The 18,489-nt window shown below is 39.1% G+C and carries 20 protein-coding genes, 1 rRNA gene and 1 pseudogene (1 of these 22 only partly in view); 12 read left to right on the forward strand and 10 right to left on the reverse strand.

Going from position 1 to position 18,489, the window contains the following annotated elements; genetic code table 11:
• Together DK428_RS03910 and gmhB are read right to left on the reverse strand one after the other, a co-directional pair.
• Positions 1–186 (reverse strand): 16S ribosomal RNA (locus DK428_RS03910); it reaches 1,354 nt to the left of the window's first position.
• 275 nt (positions 187–461) lie between these two features.
• Entirely contained in the window at positions 462–1,019 is a 558-nt protein-coding gene (gene gmhB, locus DK428_RS03915; protein WP_109065021.1) for a D-glycero-beta-D-manno-heptose 1,7-bisphosphate 7-phosphatase, read from the reverse strand.
• Positions 1,020–1,211: 192 nt separating this feature from the next.
• Here gmhB and metN point away from each other — a divergent pair, with 192 nt between their 5' ends.
• The 5 genes from metN to trmL all read left to right on the forward strand — a co-directional run bounded on the left by metN (position 1,212) and on the right by trmL (position 4,995).
• Positions 1,212–2,249, forward strand: a complete 1,038-nt coding sequence (gene metN, locus DK428_RS03920; RefSeq protein WP_109065020.1) for a methionine ABC transporter ATP-binding protein MetN — start codon at positions 1,212–1,214, stop codon at positions 2,247–2,249.
• A complete protein-coding gene (locus DK428_RS03925) occupies positions 2,239–2,916 on the forward strand; it encodes a methionine ABC transporter permease (protein ID WP_109065019.1) in 678 nt (225 codons plus the stop codon). Before metN ends, DK428_RS03925 begins: the two co-directional genes overlap by 11 nt.
• 41 nt (positions 2,917–2,957) lie before the next feature.
• Positions 2,958–3,800 carry a MetQ/NlpA family lipoprotein gene (locus DK428_RS03930; RefSeq protein ID WP_109065018.1) on the forward strand — a complete coding sequence of 281 codons (843 nt, stop codon included), beginning with the start codon at positions 2,958–2,960 and terminating at the stop codon, positions 3,798–3,800.
• A 107-nt stretch (positions 3,801–3,907) separates the two neighbouring features.
• Positions 3,908–4,405 (forward strand): YbhB/YbcL family Raf kinase inhibitor-like protein, encoded by a 498-nt coding sequence (locus DK428_RS03935; protein ID WP_005702560.1) that lies wholly within the window; start codon positions 3,908–3,910, stop codon positions 4,403–4,405.
• 113 nt (positions 4,406–4,518) lie between these two features.
• A complete protein-coding gene (gene trmL, locus DK428_RS03940; RefSeq protein ID WP_005702559.1) occupies positions 4,519–4,995 on the forward strand; it encodes a tRNA (uridine(34)/cytosine(34)/5-carboxymethylaminomethyluridine(34)-2'-O)-methyltransferase TrmL in 477 nt (158 codons plus the stop codon).
• Between the two features lie 75 nt (positions 4,996–5,070).
• On the opposite strand, the gene DK428_RS03945 is transcribed toward trmL, so the two are convergent.
• Complete coding sequence (locus tag DK428_RS03945) at positions 5,071–5,946, reverse strand: VirK/YbjX family protein (protein WP_109065017.1); 876 nt, start codon at positions 5,944–5,946, stop codon at positions 5,071–5,073.
• A gap of 148 nt (positions 5,947–6,094) precedes the next feature.
• On the opposite strand from DK428_RS03945, the gene yihA reads away from it, so the two are divergent.
• From yihA to DK428_RS11575, 4 genes and pseudogenes are all read left to right on the forward strand, one after another.
• Positions 6,095–6,709: a ribosome biogenesis GTP-binding protein YihA/YsxC gene (gene yihA, locus DK428_RS03950; RefSeq protein ID WP_109065016.1), complete on the forward strand. Its 615-nt coding sequence runs from the start codon at positions 6,095–6,097 to the stop codon at positions 6,707–6,709.
• A 104-nt stretch (positions 6,710–6,813) separates the two neighbouring features.
• A pseudogene (locus DK428_RS03955) lies at positions 6,814–7,674 on the forward strand (YifB family Mg chelatase-like AAA ATPase); the annotation flags it as partial.
• A 107-nt stretch (positions 7,675–7,781) separates the two neighbouring features.
• The gene (locus tag DK428_RS11630) at positions 7,782–9,527 is read left to right on the forward strand and encodes a hypothetical protein (protein ID WP_162616592.1); all 1,746 of its coding nucleotides are present in this window, start codon (positions 7,782–7,784) and stop codon (positions 9,525–9,527) included.
• 66 nt (positions 9,528–9,593) lie between these two features.
• Positions 9,594–9,767, forward strand: coding sequence for a hypothetical protein (locus tag DK428_RS11575; protein ID WP_157952195.1), 174 nt, complete (start codon positions 9,594–9,596; stop codon positions 9,765–9,767).
• Positions 9,768–9,918: 151 nt separating this feature from the next.
• Here DK428_RS11575 and DK428_RS03960 read toward each other — a convergent pair whose 3' ends face one another.
• Both DK428_RS03960 and DK428_RS03965 read right to left on the reverse strand, forming a co-directional pair.
• Positions 9,919–10,161, reverse strand: a complete 243-nt coding sequence (locus DK428_RS03960; protein WP_109065014.1) for a hypothetical protein — start codon at positions 10,159–10,161, stop codon at positions 9,919–9,921.
• 125 nt (positions 10,162–10,286) lie between these two features.
• Complete coding sequence (locus DK428_RS03965) at positions 10,287–10,535, reverse strand: tRNA delta(2)-isopentenylpyrophosphate transferase (RefSeq protein ID WP_109065013.1); 249 nt, start codon at positions 10,533–10,535, stop codon at positions 10,287–10,289.
• Between the two features lie 232 nt (positions 10,536–10,767).
• Between DK428_RS03965 and DK428_RS03970 the strand changes: the two genes are divergently transcribed.
• Genes DK428_RS03970 through DK428_RS03980 form a run of 3 tightly spaced genes read left to right on the forward strand, consistent with a single transcriptional unit; the run spans position 10,768 to position 12,486 of the window.
• Positions 10,768–11,517, forward strand: a complete 750-nt coding sequence (locus DK428_RS03970; RefSeq protein ID WP_109065012.1) for a TIGR04255 family protein — start codon at positions 10,768–10,770, stop codon at positions 11,515–11,517.
• On the forward strand, positions 11,510–11,851 hold the full coding sequence (locus tag DK428_RS03975; protein WP_109065011.1) for a hypothetical protein: 342 nt from the start codon (positions 11,510–11,512) through the stop codon (positions 11,849–11,851). Before DK428_RS03970 ends, DK428_RS03975 begins: the two co-directional genes overlap by 8 nt.
• An 8-nt stretch (positions 11,852–11,859) precedes the next feature.
• A complete protein-coding gene (locus DK428_RS03980; protein WP_109065010.1) occupies positions 11,860–12,486 on the forward strand; it encodes a hypothetical protein in 627 nt (208 codons plus the stop codon).
• 43 nt (positions 12,487–12,529) lie between these two features.
• Here the strand turns inward: DK428_RS03980 and DK428_RS03985 are convergent, their stop codons facing one another.
• Genes DK428_RS03985 through DK428_RS04005 form a run of 5 tightly spaced genes read right to left on the reverse strand, consistent with a single transcriptional unit; the run spans position 12,530 to position 18,485 of the window.
• Positions 12,530–13,981: a hypothetical protein gene (locus tag DK428_RS03985; protein ID WP_109065009.1), complete on the reverse strand. Its 1,452-nt coding sequence runs from the start codon at positions 13,979–13,981 to the stop codon at positions 12,530–12,532.
• Entirely contained in the window at positions 13,942–15,060 is a 1,119-nt protein-coding gene (locus DK428_RS03990; RefSeq protein ID WP_109065008.1) for a TniQ family protein, read from the reverse strand. Before DK428_RS03990 ends, DK428_RS03985 begins: the two co-directional genes overlap by 40 nt.
• Entirely contained in the window at positions 15,018–15,911 is an 894-nt protein-coding gene (locus DK428_RS03995) for a TniB family NTP-binding protein (RefSeq protein ID WP_109065007.1), read from the reverse strand. Before DK428_RS03995 ends, DK428_RS03990 begins: the two co-directional genes overlap by 43 nt.
• Positions 15,911–17,830 carry a Mu transposase C-terminal domain-containing protein gene (locus DK428_RS04000; protein WP_109065006.1) on the reverse strand — a complete coding sequence of 640 codons (1,920 nt, stop codon included), beginning with the start codon at positions 17,828–17,830 and terminating at the stop codon, positions 15,911–15,913. Before DK428_RS04000 ends, DK428_RS03995 begins: the two co-directional genes overlap by 1 nt.
• The gene (locus DK428_RS04005; RefSeq protein WP_109065005.1) at positions 17,823–18,485 is read right to left on the reverse strand and encodes a TnsA endonuclease N-terminal domain-containing protein; all 663 of its coding nucleotides are present in this window, start codon (positions 18,483–18,485) and stop codon (positions 17,823–17,825) included. The genes DK428_RS04000 and DK428_RS04005 overlap by 8 nt, the downstream gene beginning before the upstream one ends.
• Between the last annotated feature and the right edge of the window lie 4 nt (positions 18,486–18,489).

An 18,489-nucleotide genomic window follows, 5' to 3' on the forward strand; every position in this document is an offset into this window, starting at 1 on the left:
GATTCTACGCGGTATTAGCGACAGTTTCCCGTCGTTATCCCCCTCCATAAGCCAGCTCCCCAAGCATTACTCACCCGTCCGCCACTCGTCAGCATAAGTACCAGTACTTACCTGCTACCGTTCGAGTTGCATGTGTTAAGCCTGCCGCCAGCGTTCAATCTGAGCCAGGATCAAACTCTTCAATTCAAAAAGTTTAATCGCTCAATACTGCTAGCTAATTAATCTATCTATAAATAAACGATTGTTTCGTAGCACTATTCAGTTCAATTTTAAAATTCTTTTAAAAACGAATCTTCAAGTGCCCACACAGTTTGTCTGATTGATTGTTAAAGAACAAAAAACGACGCGCTGTTTAGTGCTTTACAACGGCGCGTCGTTGTGGGGCGTATTATAGGTTTTTATCACAACCTTGCAACCCCTTTTTGCAATTTTTTGCAAAATATTTTTCAATTGATTATTTTTTAGATCTTTTGACTAAAAATTAAACTTGGCAGTTCCGCAATAGAATCTAAAACATGGTCTGCTTCATCTTCCTCCTTTGCGGTAACCTCTTTGCCCGTTCTCACTAAAATATTCGTTCTGATCTTTGCGCCTTGGCCTGCAAATATATCCTCGACTTTATCACCGATCATAATCGACCTTGCCGGATCAATATTCAATTCTTCAATCGCCTGCAACAACATCCCCGATTTAGGCTTGCGACAGTCACAATCCTGTTTAAATTCCGCAAGTTTTGCCTCCGGATGATGCGGGCAGTAATAGATGCCGTCCAAATCCACACCACGATCTGCCAATGACCAATCCATCCACTCCGTTAATTGCAAAAATTCCTGTTCGGTAAAATAACCTCGGGCAATACCTGATTGATTTGTCACTAATACTAATAAATATCCCATTTCCTTTAATTTTTTAAGTGCTTCAATACTTCCTTCAATAAAGTGAAAATCATCGATTTTATGTACATATCCATAATCAATATTTAATGTGCCATCACGATCTAAAAACACTGCTTTGTTCATTTTATTCTTCCTATAGTTGAGTTCCTTAACGATTATCTTCTTTATTTTCGCACCATGCAAACACCTGCTATTTTATTCTAGCTAAGAACAAACAATTATAATAATATGGCGGATAAAATGTTGACACGGCATTCTAGACGTCTAGAATACAAACTTAATTTTCATAAATAAGTAAAGAATCAAAGGGCTTATATGATTAAGCTAAAAAATGTAAGCAAAATTTTCAACGTTTCAGGCAAAAAACTGACCGCACTTGATAATGTTTCCTTAGAGATTCCGAAAGGCCATATCTGTGGTGTTATCGGCGCGTCCGGTGCAGGCAAAAGCACCCTAATTCGTTGTGTAAACCTATTGGAAAAACCCTCTGAGGGCTCGGTCATCATTGATGGCAATGATCTTACCCAATTAAGTGATGCCGAATTAGTATTAGAACGTCGTAATATCGGCATGATTTTTCAACATTTTAATTTGCTAAGCTCACGCACCGTTTTCGGTAATGTGGCACTCCCCTTAGAATTAGAAGGCGTACCCCAAAAGGACATCGAAGCCAAAGTAAATGAATTACTGTCATTAGTCGGTCTAAGTGATAAAAAAAATGTTTATCCTGCTAATTTATCCGGCGGACAAAAACAGCGCGTTGCCATTGCACGTGCACTAGCAAGCGATCCTAAAGTGTTATTATGTGACGAAGCCACCAGTGCCTTGGATCCGGCCACCACACATTCCATCTTAAAATTATTAAAAGAAATCAACCGCACTTTAGGCATCACCATTCTCTTAATTACCCACGAAATGGATGTTGTCAAACGCATTTGTGATTTAGTCGCCATTATCGATCACGGCAAACTGGTGGAGCAAGGTTCGGTGAGCGACATTTTCTCTAATCCGAAAACCGAACTGGCGCAACAATTTATTCGTTCTACCTTTAATGTCAATTTGCCGGATGAATATCTCGATAATCTGTTACAAACGCCGAAACACGCTAAGTCCTACCCAATTATCAAATTTGAATTTACCGGACGCTCCGTGGATGCACCATTGTTATCCCAAGCTTCCAAAAAATTCGGTGTGGAATTAAGCATCTTAACCTCGCAAATTGAATATGCCGGCGGTGTAAAATTTGGGTTCACGGTGGCTGAAGTAGAAGGTGATGAAGACGCCATCACACAAACTAAAATTTATTTAATGGAAAACAATGTACGCGTTGAGGTATTAGGCTATGTGGAATGATTTTTTAACGCAACTTACGCCTCAAATGTGGCAAGCGGTGTGGGTTTCCACCTATGAAACCGTGTATATCAGTTTCGCCTCAACCCTTCTAGCAGTGGTCGTCGGTTTACCTTTTGGCGTGCTGACCTTTTTAACCAGCAAAGGTGAAATTCTGCAGAATTCACGTCTCAATCTGATGCTAAATATCATCATTAACATCGGACGTTCAATCCCGTTTATTATTTTGTTAATTATCTTATTGCCGTTCACCCGTTTTGTGTTAAATACTACGTTGGGGACAACTGCAGCAATTATCCCGTTAAGCATTTGCGCCATGCCGTTTGTCGCAAGGCTCACCGCGAATGCATTAGTTGAAATTCCAAAAGGTTTAACGGAAGCGGCAAAAGCCATGGGAGCAACCAACTGGCAAATTATTCGAAAATTCTATTTACCGGAAGCGCTACCAACCTTAATTAACGGAATTACCTTAACGTTAGTCACCTTGGTGGGTTACTCCGCTATGGCGGGCATTGTCGGCGGCGGCGGTTTAGGCAGTCTTGCCATCAACTACGGTGAATATCGCAATATGGTTTACGTCAAGTGGATAACCACGATCATCATCGTGGTATTCGTTATGATTTCACAAAAACTGGGCGATGATTTAGCAAAACGCGTAGATCATCGTTAATCAACCAAGCAAACATAGCATCATAAATAAGAGGATTCTTTATGAACTTAAAAAAATTATTAGGCGTAGCAACATTAGCCTCTGTTTTCGCCCTAACAGCATGTAACGAAGAGAAAAAAGCAGAAGCCGCACCGGCAGGCAAACCGGCAGCAGAGGCGCCGGCAAAAATCAAAGTCGGCGTAATGGCGGGTCCTGAGCACGAAGTGGCCGAAATCGCTGCCAGAGTCGCAAAAGAAAAATATAACTTAGACGTAGAGTATGTTTTATTCAACGACTATGCCTTACCAAACACGGCCGTTTCCAAAGGCGATTTAGATGCTAACGCCATGCAACACAAACCGTATTTAGACAAAGATTCCCAAGCGAAAGGCTTAAACAACCTCGTTATCGTGGGCAATACTTTTGTTTATCCGTTAGCGGGCTATTCCAAAAAAATCAAAAGTGTAAATGATTTGCAAGATGGCGCAGTGATTGCCGTACCAAATGACCCAAGCAACCTTGCCCGTGCGTTGATTTTATTGGAAAAACAAGGACTCATTAAATTAAAAGATTCAACCAATCTGTTCTCTACTTCCATGGATATCGTTGAAAATCCAAAACATTTACAAGTGAAAGAAGTGGATACCTCCGTTGCGGCACGCGCCTTAGACGATGTTGATTTGGCTGTGGTGAATAACAACTATGCCGGTCAGGTTGGCTTGAATGCGCAAGATCACGGCGTGTTCGTGGAAGATAAAGATTCCCCGTATGTAAACATTATCGTATCGCGCACTGATAACAAAGATAGCAAAGCGGTACAAGATTTTGTGAAAGCCTACCAAACTCCGGAAGTGGAACAAGAAGCGAAAAAACACTTTAAAGACGGCGTGGTTAAAGGTTGGTAATTTGAAGCCACTGTAAAAACACCGTAAAATGAGACCGCACTTTCAGCCAATATGAGGTAAAAAAGTGCGGTCATTTTTTTACACGTTTTTTTACGGAGGAAATTAAAATGAAAGTCACCAGTTCAGCCATTGAAAATGGACATTTCGCCGACAAATACGGCAAACGGGGGGATCAATTTAGCCCAAACGGCATGCCAACGTACTCCATTCCTTTTGAGATCACCGACGCACCCGCCGGCACCAAATCCTTCGCGGTAGTGCTAGAGGATAAAGACGCCATCACCGCCTCAGGTTTTGTTTGGATCCACTGGCTGATTGCCGACTTGGAGCGCACCTCCATTAAGGAAAACGAAAGCCAAAGCGCCACGGATTTCGTGCAAGGTGCAAACAGTTGGGCAAGTGTATTAGGCAAGTTTGATATCAAAGAAGCCTCCGCTTACGGCGGCATGGCGCCACCGAATTCAAACCATCGCTATGAACTTTATGTTTATGCACTAGATACCAAACTCAACTTGCCACAAGGTTTCCGTTTTAATGACCTGCATTATGCCATGCAAGGCCATATTTTAGACCAAGCCTATTTAGTGGGTTGGTATAACGTTTAATGAATCGTTTAAGAAAAATCCTCGCGACATTGACGAGGATTTTTTTATGAGCGCTTTTAGATGCCATTTTTTGCGCCTATAATAAGCCGTTTATTTTTACCATCAGGAACATCATGTTAGATATTGTTTTATACGAACCGGAAATTCCCCAAAACACCGGAAATATCATTCGCTTATGCGCCAACACCGGCTTTCGGTTACATTTAATCGAACCATTGGGTTTTACGTGGGATGACAAGAAATTGCGTCGCTCCGGCTTGGATTACCACGAATTTGCCGACATCAAAAAGCACAAAACCTTTGAGGCATTTTTGCAAAGTGAACAACCGAAGCGCTTATTTGCCTTAACGACAAAAGGCACACCGGCACATAGCGAAGTAACATTTGAATTGGGCGACTATTTAATGTTCGGCCCGGAAACCCGCGGCATTCCGATGGACATTTTAAACAACATGCCGGCGGAACAAAAAATCCGCATTCCAATGACGGCTAATAGCCGCAGCATGAATCTCTCCAATTCCGTTGCCGTCACGATATATGAAGCCTGGCGCCAACTGGGGTATCAAGGCGCAGTAAATTTAAACCGATAACCAAAAGCCCATCGTTTGATGGGCTTATTTCGCTAAAGTGCGGTCGTTTTTCCTCGCGTTTTTTACGACAAATTCCTACCGCACTTTTAACGCTGTCGCCATATTTTCCCGTAGCTGTTCCAACATAGCATAACGTTTGCGATACATAGAACGTTTGTTACTTGGAATATCATCCATGTTCTTGGTTTCAAAATGTAGCGGTAACTCCCAATATTCACCAAGTTTCCCCGCGGATTCGGCAAAGATCGCATCATAGTCCACCACATACCGCTTGCTTTGCACGAAACGGGATTTGTTTTGATATTTATGTGGAATGCCCCAAAGCGCGGAATACCCCAAGGTGACAGTTAAAGCTTTCATTGCCTCCACCATTAAATAGGCCGGACGCAAACCGTGGCATTTTTTAGTGAGCAATTTTACCATCTCTTTTGAACCTTCAAAGTTCGGACCTTGAATCACGGCGATCAAGAGCGCATGCTGCACTTTCCCGAAGGTTAATAAATAAATCAATTCCCCTGTTGGCACATGGGTTAATTCCAATGTCCAAAATCCCTCCATTGGCTGATGCTCGCTCAGTTTCAAGGTCAACTCAAACTCCGGAATCACCTCGCCAAAGGAAATCGGCTGTTGCCAAAGTGGCGGCAAACCAAGTGCGGTCAATTTTTTCGGTAAAAACGTCAGGTTGTCGCACATTTCATCAAAGCGTTGTTTCGTGTTAAAACGCTTATCCAAAAAACGATGTACCAACGGATAACTAAAATTCGGGTGAGCATTGAGTAAAGTGGCTAATGACGGATCTTGATTCACAAAACGCTCGAATTTTTTGATGATTCGCCAATGTAAAAGCGAACGCAAATGATAGCGAAAACGCTTCATACGATAAGATTTTTTTCCCTGATCCGGATATAAAAACAGCGGATTAGGCCATTGATAAAGGCTCTGTTCGGTCATTGGTATTATTTAAGTTTAAAAATGAATAAAAAATTAGCGCGTATTTTCGCATAATCGATACTTTTTTGCATTTTTTTATCGTTTTTTTAGGCTTGATAAAGTATGCTAGCCGCCAATTTCATCGACCAATCACCTATGAGACGGAAAAATGTCGGATATCAAACTGAATTATCATAAAACCCATTTTCTTACCAGTGCGCCAAATCTAAAAAGCTTACCTGAAGACAGTGGCATTGAAATCGCCTTTGCCGGACGCTCCAACGCAGGAAAATCCACTGCACTAAATGCGCTCACTAACCAAAAAAACTTAGCCAGAACCTCCAAAACGCCGGGACGCACTCAATTAATTAATCTTTTTGAAGTGGAACCGCAATGTAAATTGGTGGATTTACCCGGCTATGGCTATGCTGCCGTGCCGGAACAAATGAAACAGCAATGGCAACACGCCTTGGGTGAATATTTGCAAAAACGCGAATGCCTTGCGGGTATCATCGTTTTAATGGATATCCGTCATCCGTTAAAAGATTTGGATCAGCAAATGATTGAATGGGCGGTATCTGCCGACCTGCCGATTTTATTGCTCCTCACCAAGGCCGATAAACTCAGCCAAAGCGAACGTAGCAAACAAGTCAAAATGGTACGCGAAGCTATTTTGCCGTTTCAAGGCGATATTCAAGTGGAAGCCTTCTCTGCCCTAAAACGCACGGGCATCGACCGCCTCGCCGCTAAATTAGATAGTTGGTTTGCTCCGAATTTTGCATAATTAAATCCCTGTTTTGCGATCCATCTCCCAAAAAAGTGTGTTTGAAGTAGCCTTCACAACACGCTTTTTTTATGTTGTCACTCCTATTATTTACGGAGGACAAAATGTCTTTAGCCATCGTTTACAGTCGTGCTTCAATGGGCGTGCAGGCGCCTTTAGTGACGATTGAAGTGCATTTAAGTAACGGCAAGCCTAACTTTACGTTGGTTGGATTGCCGGAAAAAACTGTTAAAGAAGCACAAGATCGGGTTCGTAGTGCATTGCTGAATGCCGAATTCAAATATCCCGCCAAACGCATTACCGTCAATCTCGCACCGGCTGATTTACCCAAAGAAGGCGGACGTTTTGACTTACCTATTGCTATCGGTATGCTTGCGGCTTCAGGCTATATTGATGCGGAAAAATTAAAACAATTTGAATTTATCGGTGAGTTGGCATTAACCGGTCAACTCCGCGCGGTACATGGCGTAATTCCTGCCATTTTGGCTGCCAAAAAAGCAAAACGAAAATGTATTATCGCTTATGGCAATGCCAATGAGGCCTCATTGGTCTCCGATCAAGAAACGTATTTTGCCCATTCATTGCTTGAAGTTGTGCAATTTCTCAATAATCAAGGGGAACTGCCTTTAGCAAAGGACATGACGGCTCAAAGTGCGGTGGATTTTAGCGGCGAAAATCAAAAAGATCTCACGGATATTATCGGTCAACAACACGCCAAGCGGGCGCTGATTATTGCCGCAGCCGGGCAACATAACTTGTTATTTCTGGGCCCACCCGGCACCGGTAAAACCATGCTTGCCAGTCGTTTAACGGGGCTGTTACCGGAAATGACCGACCAAGAGGCCATCGAAACCGCCTCCGTTGCCAGTCTCGTGCAAAATGAACTGAATTTTCATAATTGGAAACAACGCCCTTTCCGCGCCCCACATCACAGCGCGTCCACGCCGGCTTTAGTGGGAGGCGGCTGTTAAAATGACAAATAACTGTCAAAAGATACAAATAATTGTCACCTTATAATCCAAATCATTTATAATCTACTTGTCTATTTAACTGACTGAAAAGGAAGTGGATTATGTCATATTTCGGCAAGAATAATTTAGAGAGAGTTCGCTGGCGTTGTTCACTTAATTTAGAAAAGTATTTTGAAAAACCTCTTCGCGGTTTTTACAATAAAGAACATGAGTACGTTGCCACTTGGTATGAAAACCGTCTTTCACTAGATAAATCTAAAACACTCGTTGAAGTCACTTTTATCAATTTAACCAATCCTACCTATACAAACAAGAAAACAGGTGAAGAATGCCAAAGTTTCTTTAAGATTGCTTTACCTATCAACTACCTGCATAAAATTCCATTCGGCAGTATTTGGAAGAATGGTGAGTCGGAATATAAGTTTAAACTTAAAGAGTTTAAAGTTACCTTTTCAAAGAGTGAGGGATTAACCTATGAGCCACTTTGGGTAAATAAGGAATCTCATCCATTTGAAGCAGATAAATACGTTCATTCAGCTTATTTGAAAATATTTAAAAGCGATGGAAATCAGTTACTTGTTATTAAGCCTGAAGGTGATAGTAAGTCTTATATTGTTCATCCGTTACACTTCTTTATGGCTCACTATGGTTATTCGAGCGAGTTAAAACGCATCTTGATTACAGACAACTGGAGTAAGGTTGAGAAGAAATTACACCTGAATGAATTTTTCAAAGAAAAAGGCGTGTTCGTACCGAATAACCTTTCCACGAAAGACGCGGTGTTTCTTTATCACTTGAAATATGACGCTTACACAAAAACAGTCGTAAAAGATATAACGACTAAAATCATCTTTTCTAAAGGTCAAGAAAGACCGCACTATCGCATTCCTTGCTGGCACGACAAACCAATCATGCTTTCATTCTATGGTATTGAGTTAGGAAATTCAGTGCTTTGCTGCCAAATTACAGGGATTAGCCAACCACAAGGCGAGCCAATTAACCTTTATTACCATTCTGCAATAAAAACAAATAAAGGTGGTAAAGGACAAAAAGACGGAGAACCTCAATACAGAACTCGAAAACAAGAGCGAGAACATGAACTTGAAAAGCTCGATATTGCATTAGATAACGTGAATAACCTTGTAACGGCTGATGTTATTGAACATCTGAAATTACTTGGTGAAGAGCGAACAATTAACCGTATTCAGCTTGTTCAAGAAACTGAAAAAGGTGGCAAAGTTAAATTCTTAAATTACGATGAACCAGAAAATTACGGTGTAGGTGAGAAACAAGGAAAAACAGGTCTTACAGGCATTGCCAACTGTTTCTATGATATTCCAAATACGGATGAAATCAAAGGAAAATCACGCCTTGATACCGTTTGGGAACATGCTAAACGTCTACGCAATGAACAAGGTGCTAAGGTCTATTGGTACACACCTAAACTAGGATTTAACGAAAACGATAAGTTTACGTTAGTCTCATTAGAAGAAATCCTTGATTCTCTGGAACAATACTATCCCATCGCAACGTTAATATTGCGAGTAGATGTGCAACAAAGAACATTCTTTGTACTAAGTTTTCCTGCGAGAAACGAAAAAGAAAACTCAGGCTTTAGTAGCGTGCTCTACGAACCGCAGAATATACAACAGTTCTTATCAAGCGAAGTAGATATTGAGAGTCGAAGTGAGAACTTATTTAAATTGTTTATTGAAATTATATCAAGTGAAGGCGTAAGTAGCGATTATGTGGATTCTAAGGACGGAAAAATGTCGTTATTTAGACACAAGGAGGCTAAAAAGACAAATAATAATTGGGTTTGGAACGGGGTTAGAAAATTACTTTAGACATTATTGAGCATAACGCATGGGTACAACCAACACAGGGCTTTCGAAAAATTATCAGGAATTGAAATGGAAATGAGTGCAGTTTATGCTAGTGCAAAAAGTTCTTTATCTAAACCAAAATTTTTTGGCGCTAAAGCTGTTGTTGATCTAGGAGATTCACAGAAAAATGATGATTATCATAAGACTGGATGTATATTGTCTGCTAGATTTGTTGTAAGTTATTTAAAGGAATATTTGTAATGTAATATTTTTAAATATCCTTTTTTAACATAGAATTACGCTCTTTATCTGCCACTCCAAGAAATGCCTTTCACAATATTGTTTGGAAAGGCTTTGCAGACGGTGTCACTTAGTATTGGATGTTGAACCAAGTTCTGGCTATTACCCTAAATTACTTAGAGCTATTTTTTTCTAATTTAGAAAAGGTATTTGGGAATTTTTCATGATATTCATCAATTTGAACATGAGAAAGATTTTCTGAGCTTTTTACACCCAATTTATCTTTAACATTATCAATAATTCCAATTAATTGTGCTCGGTTATTTTCTGTTTCTCGATATCCATGCTTACTTAAAAAGTGATTTAATTCCCAATCTTCAGACGTATTTATGTATTTTCCTCTAGGCTTAGACATGATGATTTCCTCTATAAAAACTAGCACCTAAAAAATGTTTTAGTTTCATTAAAGCTAGCTAGTGTGTATATTGGGGCTAATAGATAAATATCAAGTTATACTTGACCTAAGTGGAGTTTTAGTTGTCATCTAGGGCAGCCTCTAATTTTATATCCGAAAAATTCTCTATCTATACGGAATGCTTCACGCCACTCACGCAGGTAACGTTTTTCAAGATGATTCCCTTTGATGATTGCGAGTCGGCGATCAAACCGTCTTAAAATATGTGGAATCGTTGCAAAGGCAATCATTTCATCCTCTTTTTGCTCTTGTTCAAGCCATAGTTTGAATTGTTGTTTAAGAGACAAAGTAGATTCGTTGTTTGTACTGTTCATATAAGCTCCAGTTAGTTTGGTTGACAACTGGGCACTACTTTAGCAGTCGAGCGATTTCTGCCGAGAAATCCATTTCAATTTTTTTCGAGCGAGATCGCAAAAATAACAAATTTTTACATAAAAACCGTATTTTTATGTACAGAGGAATGCCTTTTAGAGTAAAATCCCAGTACAATAAATTAACATTCAAGCCATTGACTATGTCGTTATACGCCAACTCTAGGATTACTTTATGACTTTACCAACCAAACTTAAAGCAGAGCCATTAATCGATGCTATTTTCGAATGTCGTTTAGCTACAAGAGAAAACATCCCTTTATCTGGGATTTTTCCAGGTATCTTGTTTTCAAGTATAAAGGATGAAGAAAAATTTTTAGAGAGATTACCACAGTATGATATACCAGAGTTTATTCGAAAAAATGAACCTAACATGAAGTATCTCCCACTAATTAGGGTTAAGTTATCAGATTACCATGTACTGATTGGTGATAATAGCATTTCCATCTCTTGTATTTTACCATATAAAGGCTGGGGAAGTTTTAAAGAAAAAATAAAATCAATATTATCAATACTTATTGATAATAATTTAATTGAAAGCATTGAAAGATTTTCAATTAAATATATTGATTTAATTGAAGCTGATAGTATTGAAGAGCAAGTCAACTTGGTTGATATATCCCTATCTATAGGAGATGAGAAGTTAGAAAATCAACCATACCAAATTAGAATGGATATTATAAAAAATGGTTTAATGAATATAATTCAAATTATATCTAATGCAACATATGAAGATTTAAACAAAACAAAGAATGGTGTAATAATTGATATTGATTCGATAAAGATAATTAACAGCACTATTGAACAATTAAAAGATAACTTGGAAAATGATTTAGAGGAAATACATCAAACAAGTAAATCTATATTTTTTAGCTGTCTTAAAGAAGAAACAATTAAAAAGACATTAGGAGCTGAATATGATTAATTACAACTCAAAAACGAGCAGCACAAACTCAATTCTTCTTAATATGATTTTGTCTATTTTGATATTAAATAGCACTATTGATTCTAGTTATGTAGAAAAAGCAAATTCACATTATCAAAGCAAACATAATATATCATCTAGCCCATATTCATCTAAAAGTATAGATGAAACATTTTCAATTAACTCTAAATATAAAAAAATAGACCATAATGAAAATGAAATCTTAAAAAATTTGAATGTATTTTTGGCAAGTTTACTTTCTGAGCAAGAATCTCTTGGAGAGGAGTTCTCCAAAGTGCTATTTGATGATATTTTTGATTTATACCAAAGTTAATTGATTTTATGGATGCAAATATTTTAGATAATATTGTTGAACATATACCGTTTTATTTGACGCAAGATAAAGATGCTAAAGAGGGATTTGTAAAGAACTTAGAAAATTTCCCAAACAATATTAATTATTACACGTCATATTACCCAAATGATGAATTACAAGGTGATGGATGGGAAGGGTTGGATATTGTTGATGTAGTAACTTCAAGAAAGCGCTCTATAAAAGGGATAATACTAAGCAATAGCTGTGATATTTCAACAGAAAATAAAAGAGAACTACCTCCAAATATTCTTTTTGCTCCTATTGTAGAGCTAGAAGTATATAGGAATAGATTAATAAAAGCAGGAATTGCAGAAAACCAAATAAACTCAAAAATTGAGGCAATTAAAAAGCAAAAAGTAACATCTTTGTTTTATCTTCCTACAATGGGAAACTTTCCTGAATCAATAGTTATTTTTGATGATGTACGTTCTCTTCCAATGCATTATTTTCAAGGTAAGAAATCATCGCAAATAATTAAAAAGGTGTTTACCCTAAGCCAGTTTGGGTTTTATTTGTTTCTATTTAAAATCTCTATTCATTTTTGTCGTTTCCATGAAAAAGTATTAAGGGACACCCCTCCAGTACAATCATAATAAAAGAAAATGTGATATTCGATAATGTCACATTTCTTTTTTATCATTTTAATTTACATATAATATCTTGCGGTAGGAAATAATCCTTATTTCCACTATGGTAGTAGGCTACACCATTAACCAGTAAGATACTGTCTCGTTTAGGTTTTTTGACCTCTATACTATGCAGACTATATAGCACCACATAAATCAGCTCCATTTGTTCGTTATCGGTAAGCTTGGACTTTTTGTAGAGTTCAACTAACCGTCGAGCACAATGTTTTTTAAGCTGTTTAGCCTTAATTTGCTGAATCAATTTACAGTCGATTTCAAGTTCTCGGTGATACTCCGATTTCAAGTGGTTGATAAAACCTGTTATTGCCGCCGTTTGACCTGACTTTTCCACAAGATACTGGTTTAATTGGTCTTGTGTCGGGTAATCCGTAATCTCGTTAGCGCTGATTAGGTCTATCGCAGGCTGCAAGGCTAATCGTACTGATTTAAGTGAAGTTTTACCCTCATCACATCGCCGTTGTAATTTCTGATAATAGCTTGCGATACAATGTACTGACTTTTTGAGTTTATTAAAGAGTGCTTGTATGCGTTCTAATTCCGCTAAATCGTCTTTCAAGGCTTCATCAATGACAACTTGATTCGTATCAAGTAACCAACGCAATATCGTTAAATTGGCACGTAACCCATTTGGTTTAAAGTGTGTTACCAATTCCGCATAATCAGGAATTTTCTGCCAAATATCATCACAATCAATGAAGAAGCGCATAAAATCTGAGCTTTTACGCAAAGCAACGCCGATACCACACTTTCGCATATACCAGAAAATGAATTTCTTATAGGCGGTTTTTATTGCTTTATTGCGAAAGATATGAACATTCAACCGAATCATGTTGAATAACAGGGTTCGTCTTGCACAATCAGGGCAAACATTACCGTAACCCGATGGCATTTCACCTTTGCATTTCGGGCAAATTGAAAGTAACTTTTCGTCACATTTCTTGCACAACTGTTTCTCTTGGTTATAAACCTTACGATAACGACGGCAATTCTTACAAGTTGCAAAGGTATATCGACGATAGCACTGCAAACAGATAGATTCGTTCGTTACTGGTGAACGGTATCTGTCGCGTGTCATTTTACAACATTCTGAACATTCTATTTCCTCTCGAAAATAACGAATACAAGAACTACATACTGCACCGTAGCGACTTACCATTCCAATTTCAAATGTACCCGCTTCTTTACCGCAGCGCACGCAATCCGTTAATTTTTCGCATTCAAGACAAAGTTCACCCTCGCGGTGAATACGCTTGAGTTGTCCGCACCGCTTACAAGTATTTTTCTTAAACCATTGAGCGTAGCAATTTGCGCAATAATATTCCTCTTGGAATTTGCGTGTGACTTGAGCTTTGCCACAAATAGAGCAACTATTTCTCTTTTGAGAGCGAATCTTGGTGATTTTCATGCTACGATTTTTAACTGTCGTTTTAAGCGTTCCCATTGACGGTTTAGACTTAAAACAGAATCGGTTTTAGGTTTATTGGTTACTGTTTTACGGTTTACGGTTTTGCCTTCTGGTGCATATTTAAAGAGTGTATCAAGCTCCGTAGGGTAGTTTTCAAAGGCAAACGCCTTTTGTGTTATACCGCTTTGTTGAATAGCCTGAATGAAATCCTTACTTGATAAATTTAGGATTTTAATCGCGTTTACCAGTAAATTTTTACGTTCTTCAACAGGAAGTTGTTCAAACGCAAGGGCGGTTTTGGTTTGGCATATTTCTGCTTGGAAAATGCCACATTCTTCCACAAATCTTGCAAAAGCGTGAGTAGATTTTGCGAGTGCTACACACCGAACAAAATTGATGAAGGAACGCAATATAGCAAAGTATATTTGTGCATCCACACGTTTTCCAAAACATTCACCTGAATTAGTCATAAACACGTTATCAAGCGTTTCCATTGTTGCGATTTCTATTTCATTAAGTGCTGTTGTAGCAACCTGTAATTTCTCACCACATTGATGACAGTAATTTAAGTGTCGTTTTTCTGCGGAAAGCAAATGAGGTTGATACAGTTCGCCACAACAAGGGCATTTAGATTCAAGTAAAACTTGATGTTTCGAACAACCAAAATGCCACGCAAAACGCCATTCATTACGCAAATAAGGTGTTTCCTCTAAGCAACAAGGACAATAAGATTGACCGACACGAAAAGTGCGATTACGCGAACCTCTTGAAATCACCCACTTCGCTTGACCTTTAATAAGGGTGCTTTCGCCATTAATCGGTCTCAATACGGAATAAAGCGAATGGTTGGCTAAGTTTACCTGCTGATTAAACGATAACGCCCTAATATCTTCATAAATCTTCGGTGCAATCGGTTCAAACCCTCTATCTAAATCATATATCCATAGTCGCCACTTATCCCAATAAAAGCCAGTAAAAATGATAGGCTCTGTGCCACAATCTAATGCAGCACGAATAAGCCATGAACTAATGCTTTCACTTGGGTAAAGCGATGTTCGGATAACACCTGATTTTACCTGATAATTTTTCGAAAGCCCTGTGTTGGTTGTACCCATGAGTTATGCTCAATAATGTCTAAAGTAATTTGCTCTGTACCTGTATTGATAGCTTCAACAGCACAGGCAGTTAATAAGCGATGTACGTTCCCTAAGTTACCACCTGAAATCGTATGGATTTTGGTTGCTAACTCTGGCGATTGAAGATTAGAACATTTCTTCAATGGCAAAATACCTTGAAATTGGAAGAGTAATTTTTGAAAATCCTTATCCAATTTCCACGTTGGCAACTCCGCTACATCAAAACGACTGGCGTGCTGCGGATCGGTGTGTAAAACACGGATTGCATCTTTTGTACCTACGCCTACAATCGGAATCTGCAACTCATTACATAGCATCTTAATCGCATTCATCACTTGGCGTTGTAAACGCGGTGTACCTACAAGCAATGAATGAAATTCGTCAATAATCAGCATTTTCACCTTGTACTCACGGAATAAGTGAATCGTCTGATAACGCAATTTAGCTACGCTATCCGTTGGTCGATATGGAACATAAAAACGCTCCAGTAACGAGATATAAAGCTCTTTTTCATTTGCACTCGGCGGTGCTTCTGCCAAAATAATGGGGCGTATCCCGTCCGACTGGCTGTCCACGAAAGGTATGCCGTACAAATCATAAAAGTGTCGAATAAGCGTAGTTTTCCCATTGTTAGAATCACCGACTACCAACAAATTGAACATACGAGGGCGTTTCGGCTTATTCATTAAGGAAACTAAATTCTCAATAATTCGATTCGCAACAGCATAACCTACCCAACGTGGTTTATCTAAAAACTCAATCCGTTCCTGATTGCTTGCAGTCACTAAATGACGGAATTTTTCGTGAACATACTCATATTGTTTTTCCATTATTCAATATCTCCAAACGTGAACTCATTATCTAAAAGCAAGTTAGAAGCAGGTGTTTTGACTGTTTCTGTTGGTTTGCTTTCGGGTAAACTTGTTGGGATCACTACCTTACTTTTCGCGTGGACTTTCTGCCGTTGAGCCAGTCTCCGAGCTTTCTTCGTCCGCAGTGCAGACTGTTCAACCAATTCACGCATTTCAGTTAATGCATCGTGGATCTGCTGCGAGTGAATGAGTTTTTCATCTTTATCTTTCAAGAACTGACGAACCTGTTTGTATTCCCAAATACTCATATCAGGTAAAGACTGGTCGGCAAACGGAATCGGGAAATAACATTTCAACTTCGGATCATAGAACCAAATCCTGCCGATATTACGAGGATCTCGACGGAATAAAAATTCCTTGCTCTTACCGCTTTCATCGGAATCGTTAATGTACATATTAAGTGCCACATCATAGTAACGTAAACCATCAATCGTTACGCCATTATGCTGAATAGTCCGTTTTTCACTTGGCAAGAAATCAAGTAACACTGTTTGTTCATCAACAGGCAGTTGCGGATAACCACAACCAACGTGATCTTTATCACCCAAAATCCCTAATTTCCATTTTTGAACAGGCGACATACCTAAAGCAGAGTGAGTCCGTTTGTGATACACGTTTACAATGTAGTTAACCAGCCATGTTTCAAATTCATCTAAGGTCATCACGGCTTCAGCTTCCGATTGATAAGTATCTTTCTCTTTCGTGTTCGAGAATGTTGTACCACTCAAACCGTGAACTTCTTTCATAAACGTACCGATCACACGCTCAATGTGTCCGCCAAATTCAGGACGGCCAACAGGACGGAACTCAAGGGCTATGCCGTGTGCCTCACAAGATTTTGATAAATCAAGCGAGCGGAAATCTGCACCGTTATCAACATGGATTTTATTTGGATAACCAAACACCCCCCATTCACCTTTCACATTATGATCTAGTAATAGGCGTTCTTTCGGCAAAATGCTGCGAGCAATACACATTGCAACCGATGTTACCGACGGTGCATCAAGTGATAGATAGTATCCAGTAATCATTCGGCTATATACATCCATTGCCAATGTTAGGTAAGGTCTGCCAATCGGCTTACGATACTGGTTATCTACAATAATTAAATCAACAGGCGTATGGTCGATTTGAATAACACTTAAAGGAAAATCTACGTTCGGGAAGCTATTTGGCTTCGGCGTAAATTTATTTTTCGCTTTCTCTTTCTGCCCGCGTTTACGCAATCTTTCTTCTTCTGAAATACGCAAAATACGTTGTCGGATTGTGCGGCGACTTGGGCTATCAAGCCCTTTTTGACTGGCGACACGCTGCACTTCACGGATCGTCTGTTCAATCGTTGGGCGTTGTTTATGTAGATAAAACTCATTGATAACCACTGTCACCAACTCATCTTGTTCTTTGCTTAAACGCGAATTACCTTCCGCCCAGCCACGCTTGCGACTTACTAAACCAGCGATAGAGCCGAGAGAGTTGTACGCTTGGATCCAACGATATAAACTTCGATCACTCACCCCCACTTCTTTTGCACGTTCTTTTACAGAAGCAGGACAATGTTGTTCATAATTAAGCAACGGCTTAATCATTTCGTATTTTTCTAACGCTTTTTCCCAGTATTCGTCGCTGATGGCACTTAAATCAACAGAAACATCTTCGCGTTCATTCACTTTCAAATTTTCAAGCTGATGAATACTGGCAATCTTACTTTGGCGAGTATGAAGGTTTCGGATCATCACTTGTGCATCTTCATCTAAATACTCAATCAACTCATATTGTTCGCCATCTTCGCAGTTTACATAAACGTTGCCTTTTTGCAGAATTAGGCGACCACGCTCTAATCGACCGTGATAGCGAGGATGAATAAATCCTTTAGTCATTTGAATACCCCCAAACTTCGGTAAATTCAGATAATGGTTCAAACCAGTTGCAAGTCAGTTGCTTGGTTACTAATAAGTGATAGATAATTTGCAATCCTTTGGTTCGATAAAGTGAACCTGTAAATAATCGAGAGAGTAGAAAATCTATCGTGGTACTGCCGTGTAACTTAACTTGAGTAAGTATTGCTTCAATATCTTCAGGATCACACTGTAATCGTTTGTAACGTTGAACCGCGTTAATGTTGAATAACGCAAGGTGACGAACTCTATCTTCATCATAAATATGGAAGATGCACTCGTTCTTTTTGCTGAATGCCATTGCCGCTTTCCATTTTTCTTTCCAATCACGCCAATGTTCCTGCCATTTTGATTTCGGTTTTACTTCAATCAAAAGCGATGGTCGTCCATCATTGAAACGAATAAAAAAATCAGGCGTGTAAGGATAAGTCATTCTATTTTTCACAAACAGAATGCGAACAGGTTGAGAAATGATTTCCTCTACCGCAGGCATATAAGTAAAATAAAGCAAGAGATCTCGCTCAAGCGTAGATTCGTAAGGAATGCTTACTCCATCTTTAAAAGGGAGTAAACCTGATACGCTAAGGCGTGTTGGTTTGATCTTACGAACCTGTTGGAAAGTGGATTCTGTTTTCATGAAT

It is taken from the genome of Aggregatibacter kilianii, assembly GCF_003130255.1.
Lineage (GTDB): Bacteria > Pseudomonadota > Gammaproteobacteria > Enterobacterales > Pasteurellaceae > Aggregatibacter > Aggregatibacter kilianii.

What these genes read in the sequence shown, in the direction of transcription:
- DK428_RS03985 (WP_109065009.1), bottom strand. Translation starts at nt 13,981, where the DNA reads ATGGGAACGCTTAAAACGACAGTTAAAAATCGTAGCATGAAAATCACC.
- yihA (WP_109065016.1), top strand. Translation starts at nt 6,095, where the DNA reads ATGTCGGATATCAAACTGAATTATCATAAAACCCATTTTCTTACCAGT.
- DK428_RS03945 (WP_109065017.1), bottom strand. Translation starts at nt 5,946, where the DNA reads ATGACCGAACAGAGCCTTTATCAATGGCCTAATCCGCTGTTTTTATAT.
- DK428_RS03970 (WP_109065012.1), top strand. Translation starts at nt 10,768, where the DNA reads ATGACTTTACCAACCAAACTTAAAGCAGAGCCATTAATCGATGCTATT.
- DK428_RS03975 (WP_109065011.1), top strand. Translation starts at nt 11,510, where the DNA reads ATGATTAATTACAACTCAAAAACGAGCAGCACAAACTCAATTCTTCTT.
- DK428_RS03935 (WP_005702560.1), top strand. Translation starts at nt 3,908, where the DNA reads ATGAAAGTCACCAGTTCAGCCATTGAAAATGGACATTTCGCCGACAAA.
- DK428_RS03965 (WP_109065013.1), bottom strand. Translation starts at nt 10,535, where the DNA reads ATGAACAGTACAAACAACGAATCTACTTTGTCTCTTAAACAACAATTC.
- DK428_RS03930 (WP_109065018.1), top strand. Translation starts at nt 2,958, where the DNA reads ATGAACTTAAAAAAATTATTAGGCGTAGCAACATTAGCCTCTGTTTTC.
- DK428_RS11575 (WP_157952195.1), top strand. Translation starts at nt 9,594, where the DNA reads ATGGAAATGAGTGCAGTTTATGCTAGTGCAAAAAGTTCTTTATCTAAA.
- DK428_RS04000 (WP_109065006.1), bottom strand. Translation starts at nt 17,830, where the DNA reads ATGACTAAAGGATTTATTCATCCTCGCTATCACGGTCGATTAGAGCGT.
- gmhB (WP_109065021.1), bottom strand. Translation starts at nt 1,019, where the DNA reads ATGAACAAAGCAGTGTTTTTAGATCGTGATGGCACATTAAATATTGAT.
- DK428_RS03995 (WP_109065007.1), bottom strand. Translation starts at nt 15,911, where the DNA reads ATGGAAAAACAATATGAGTATGTTCACGAAAAATTCCGTCATTTAGTG.
- trmL (WP_005702559.1), top strand. Translation starts at nt 4,519, where the DNA reads ATGTTAGATATTGTTTTATACGAACCGGAAATTCCCCAAAACACCGGA.
- DK428_RS03960 (WP_109065014.1), bottom strand. Translation starts at nt 10,161, where the DNA reads ATGTCTAAGCCTAGAGGAAAATACATAAATACGTCTGAAGATTGGGAA.
- DK428_RS03980 (WP_109065010.1), top strand. Translation starts at nt 11,860, where the DNA reads ATGGATGCAAATATTTTAGATAATATTGTTGAACATATACCGTTTTAT.
- DK428_RS11630 (WP_162616592.1), top strand. Translation starts at nt 7,782, where the DNA reads ATGTCATATTTCGGCAAGAATAATTTAGAGAGAGTTCGCTGGCGTTGT.
- DK428_RS03990 (WP_109065008.1), bottom strand. Translation starts at nt 15,060, where the DNA reads ATGGGTACAACCAACACAGGGCTTTCGAAAAATTATCAGGTAAAATCA.
- DK428_RS03925 (WP_109065019.1), top strand. Translation starts at nt 2,239, where the DNA reads ATGTGGAATGATTTTTTAACGCAACTTACGCCTCAAATGTGGCAAGCG.
- DK428_RS04005 (WP_109065005.1), bottom strand. Translation starts at nt 18,485, where the DNA reads ATGAAAACAGAATCCACTTTCCAACAGGTTCGTAAGATCAAACCAACA.
- metN (WP_109065020.1), top strand. Translation starts at nt 1,212, where the DNA reads ATGATTAAGCTAAAAAATGTAAGCAAAATTTTCAACGTTTCAGGCAAA.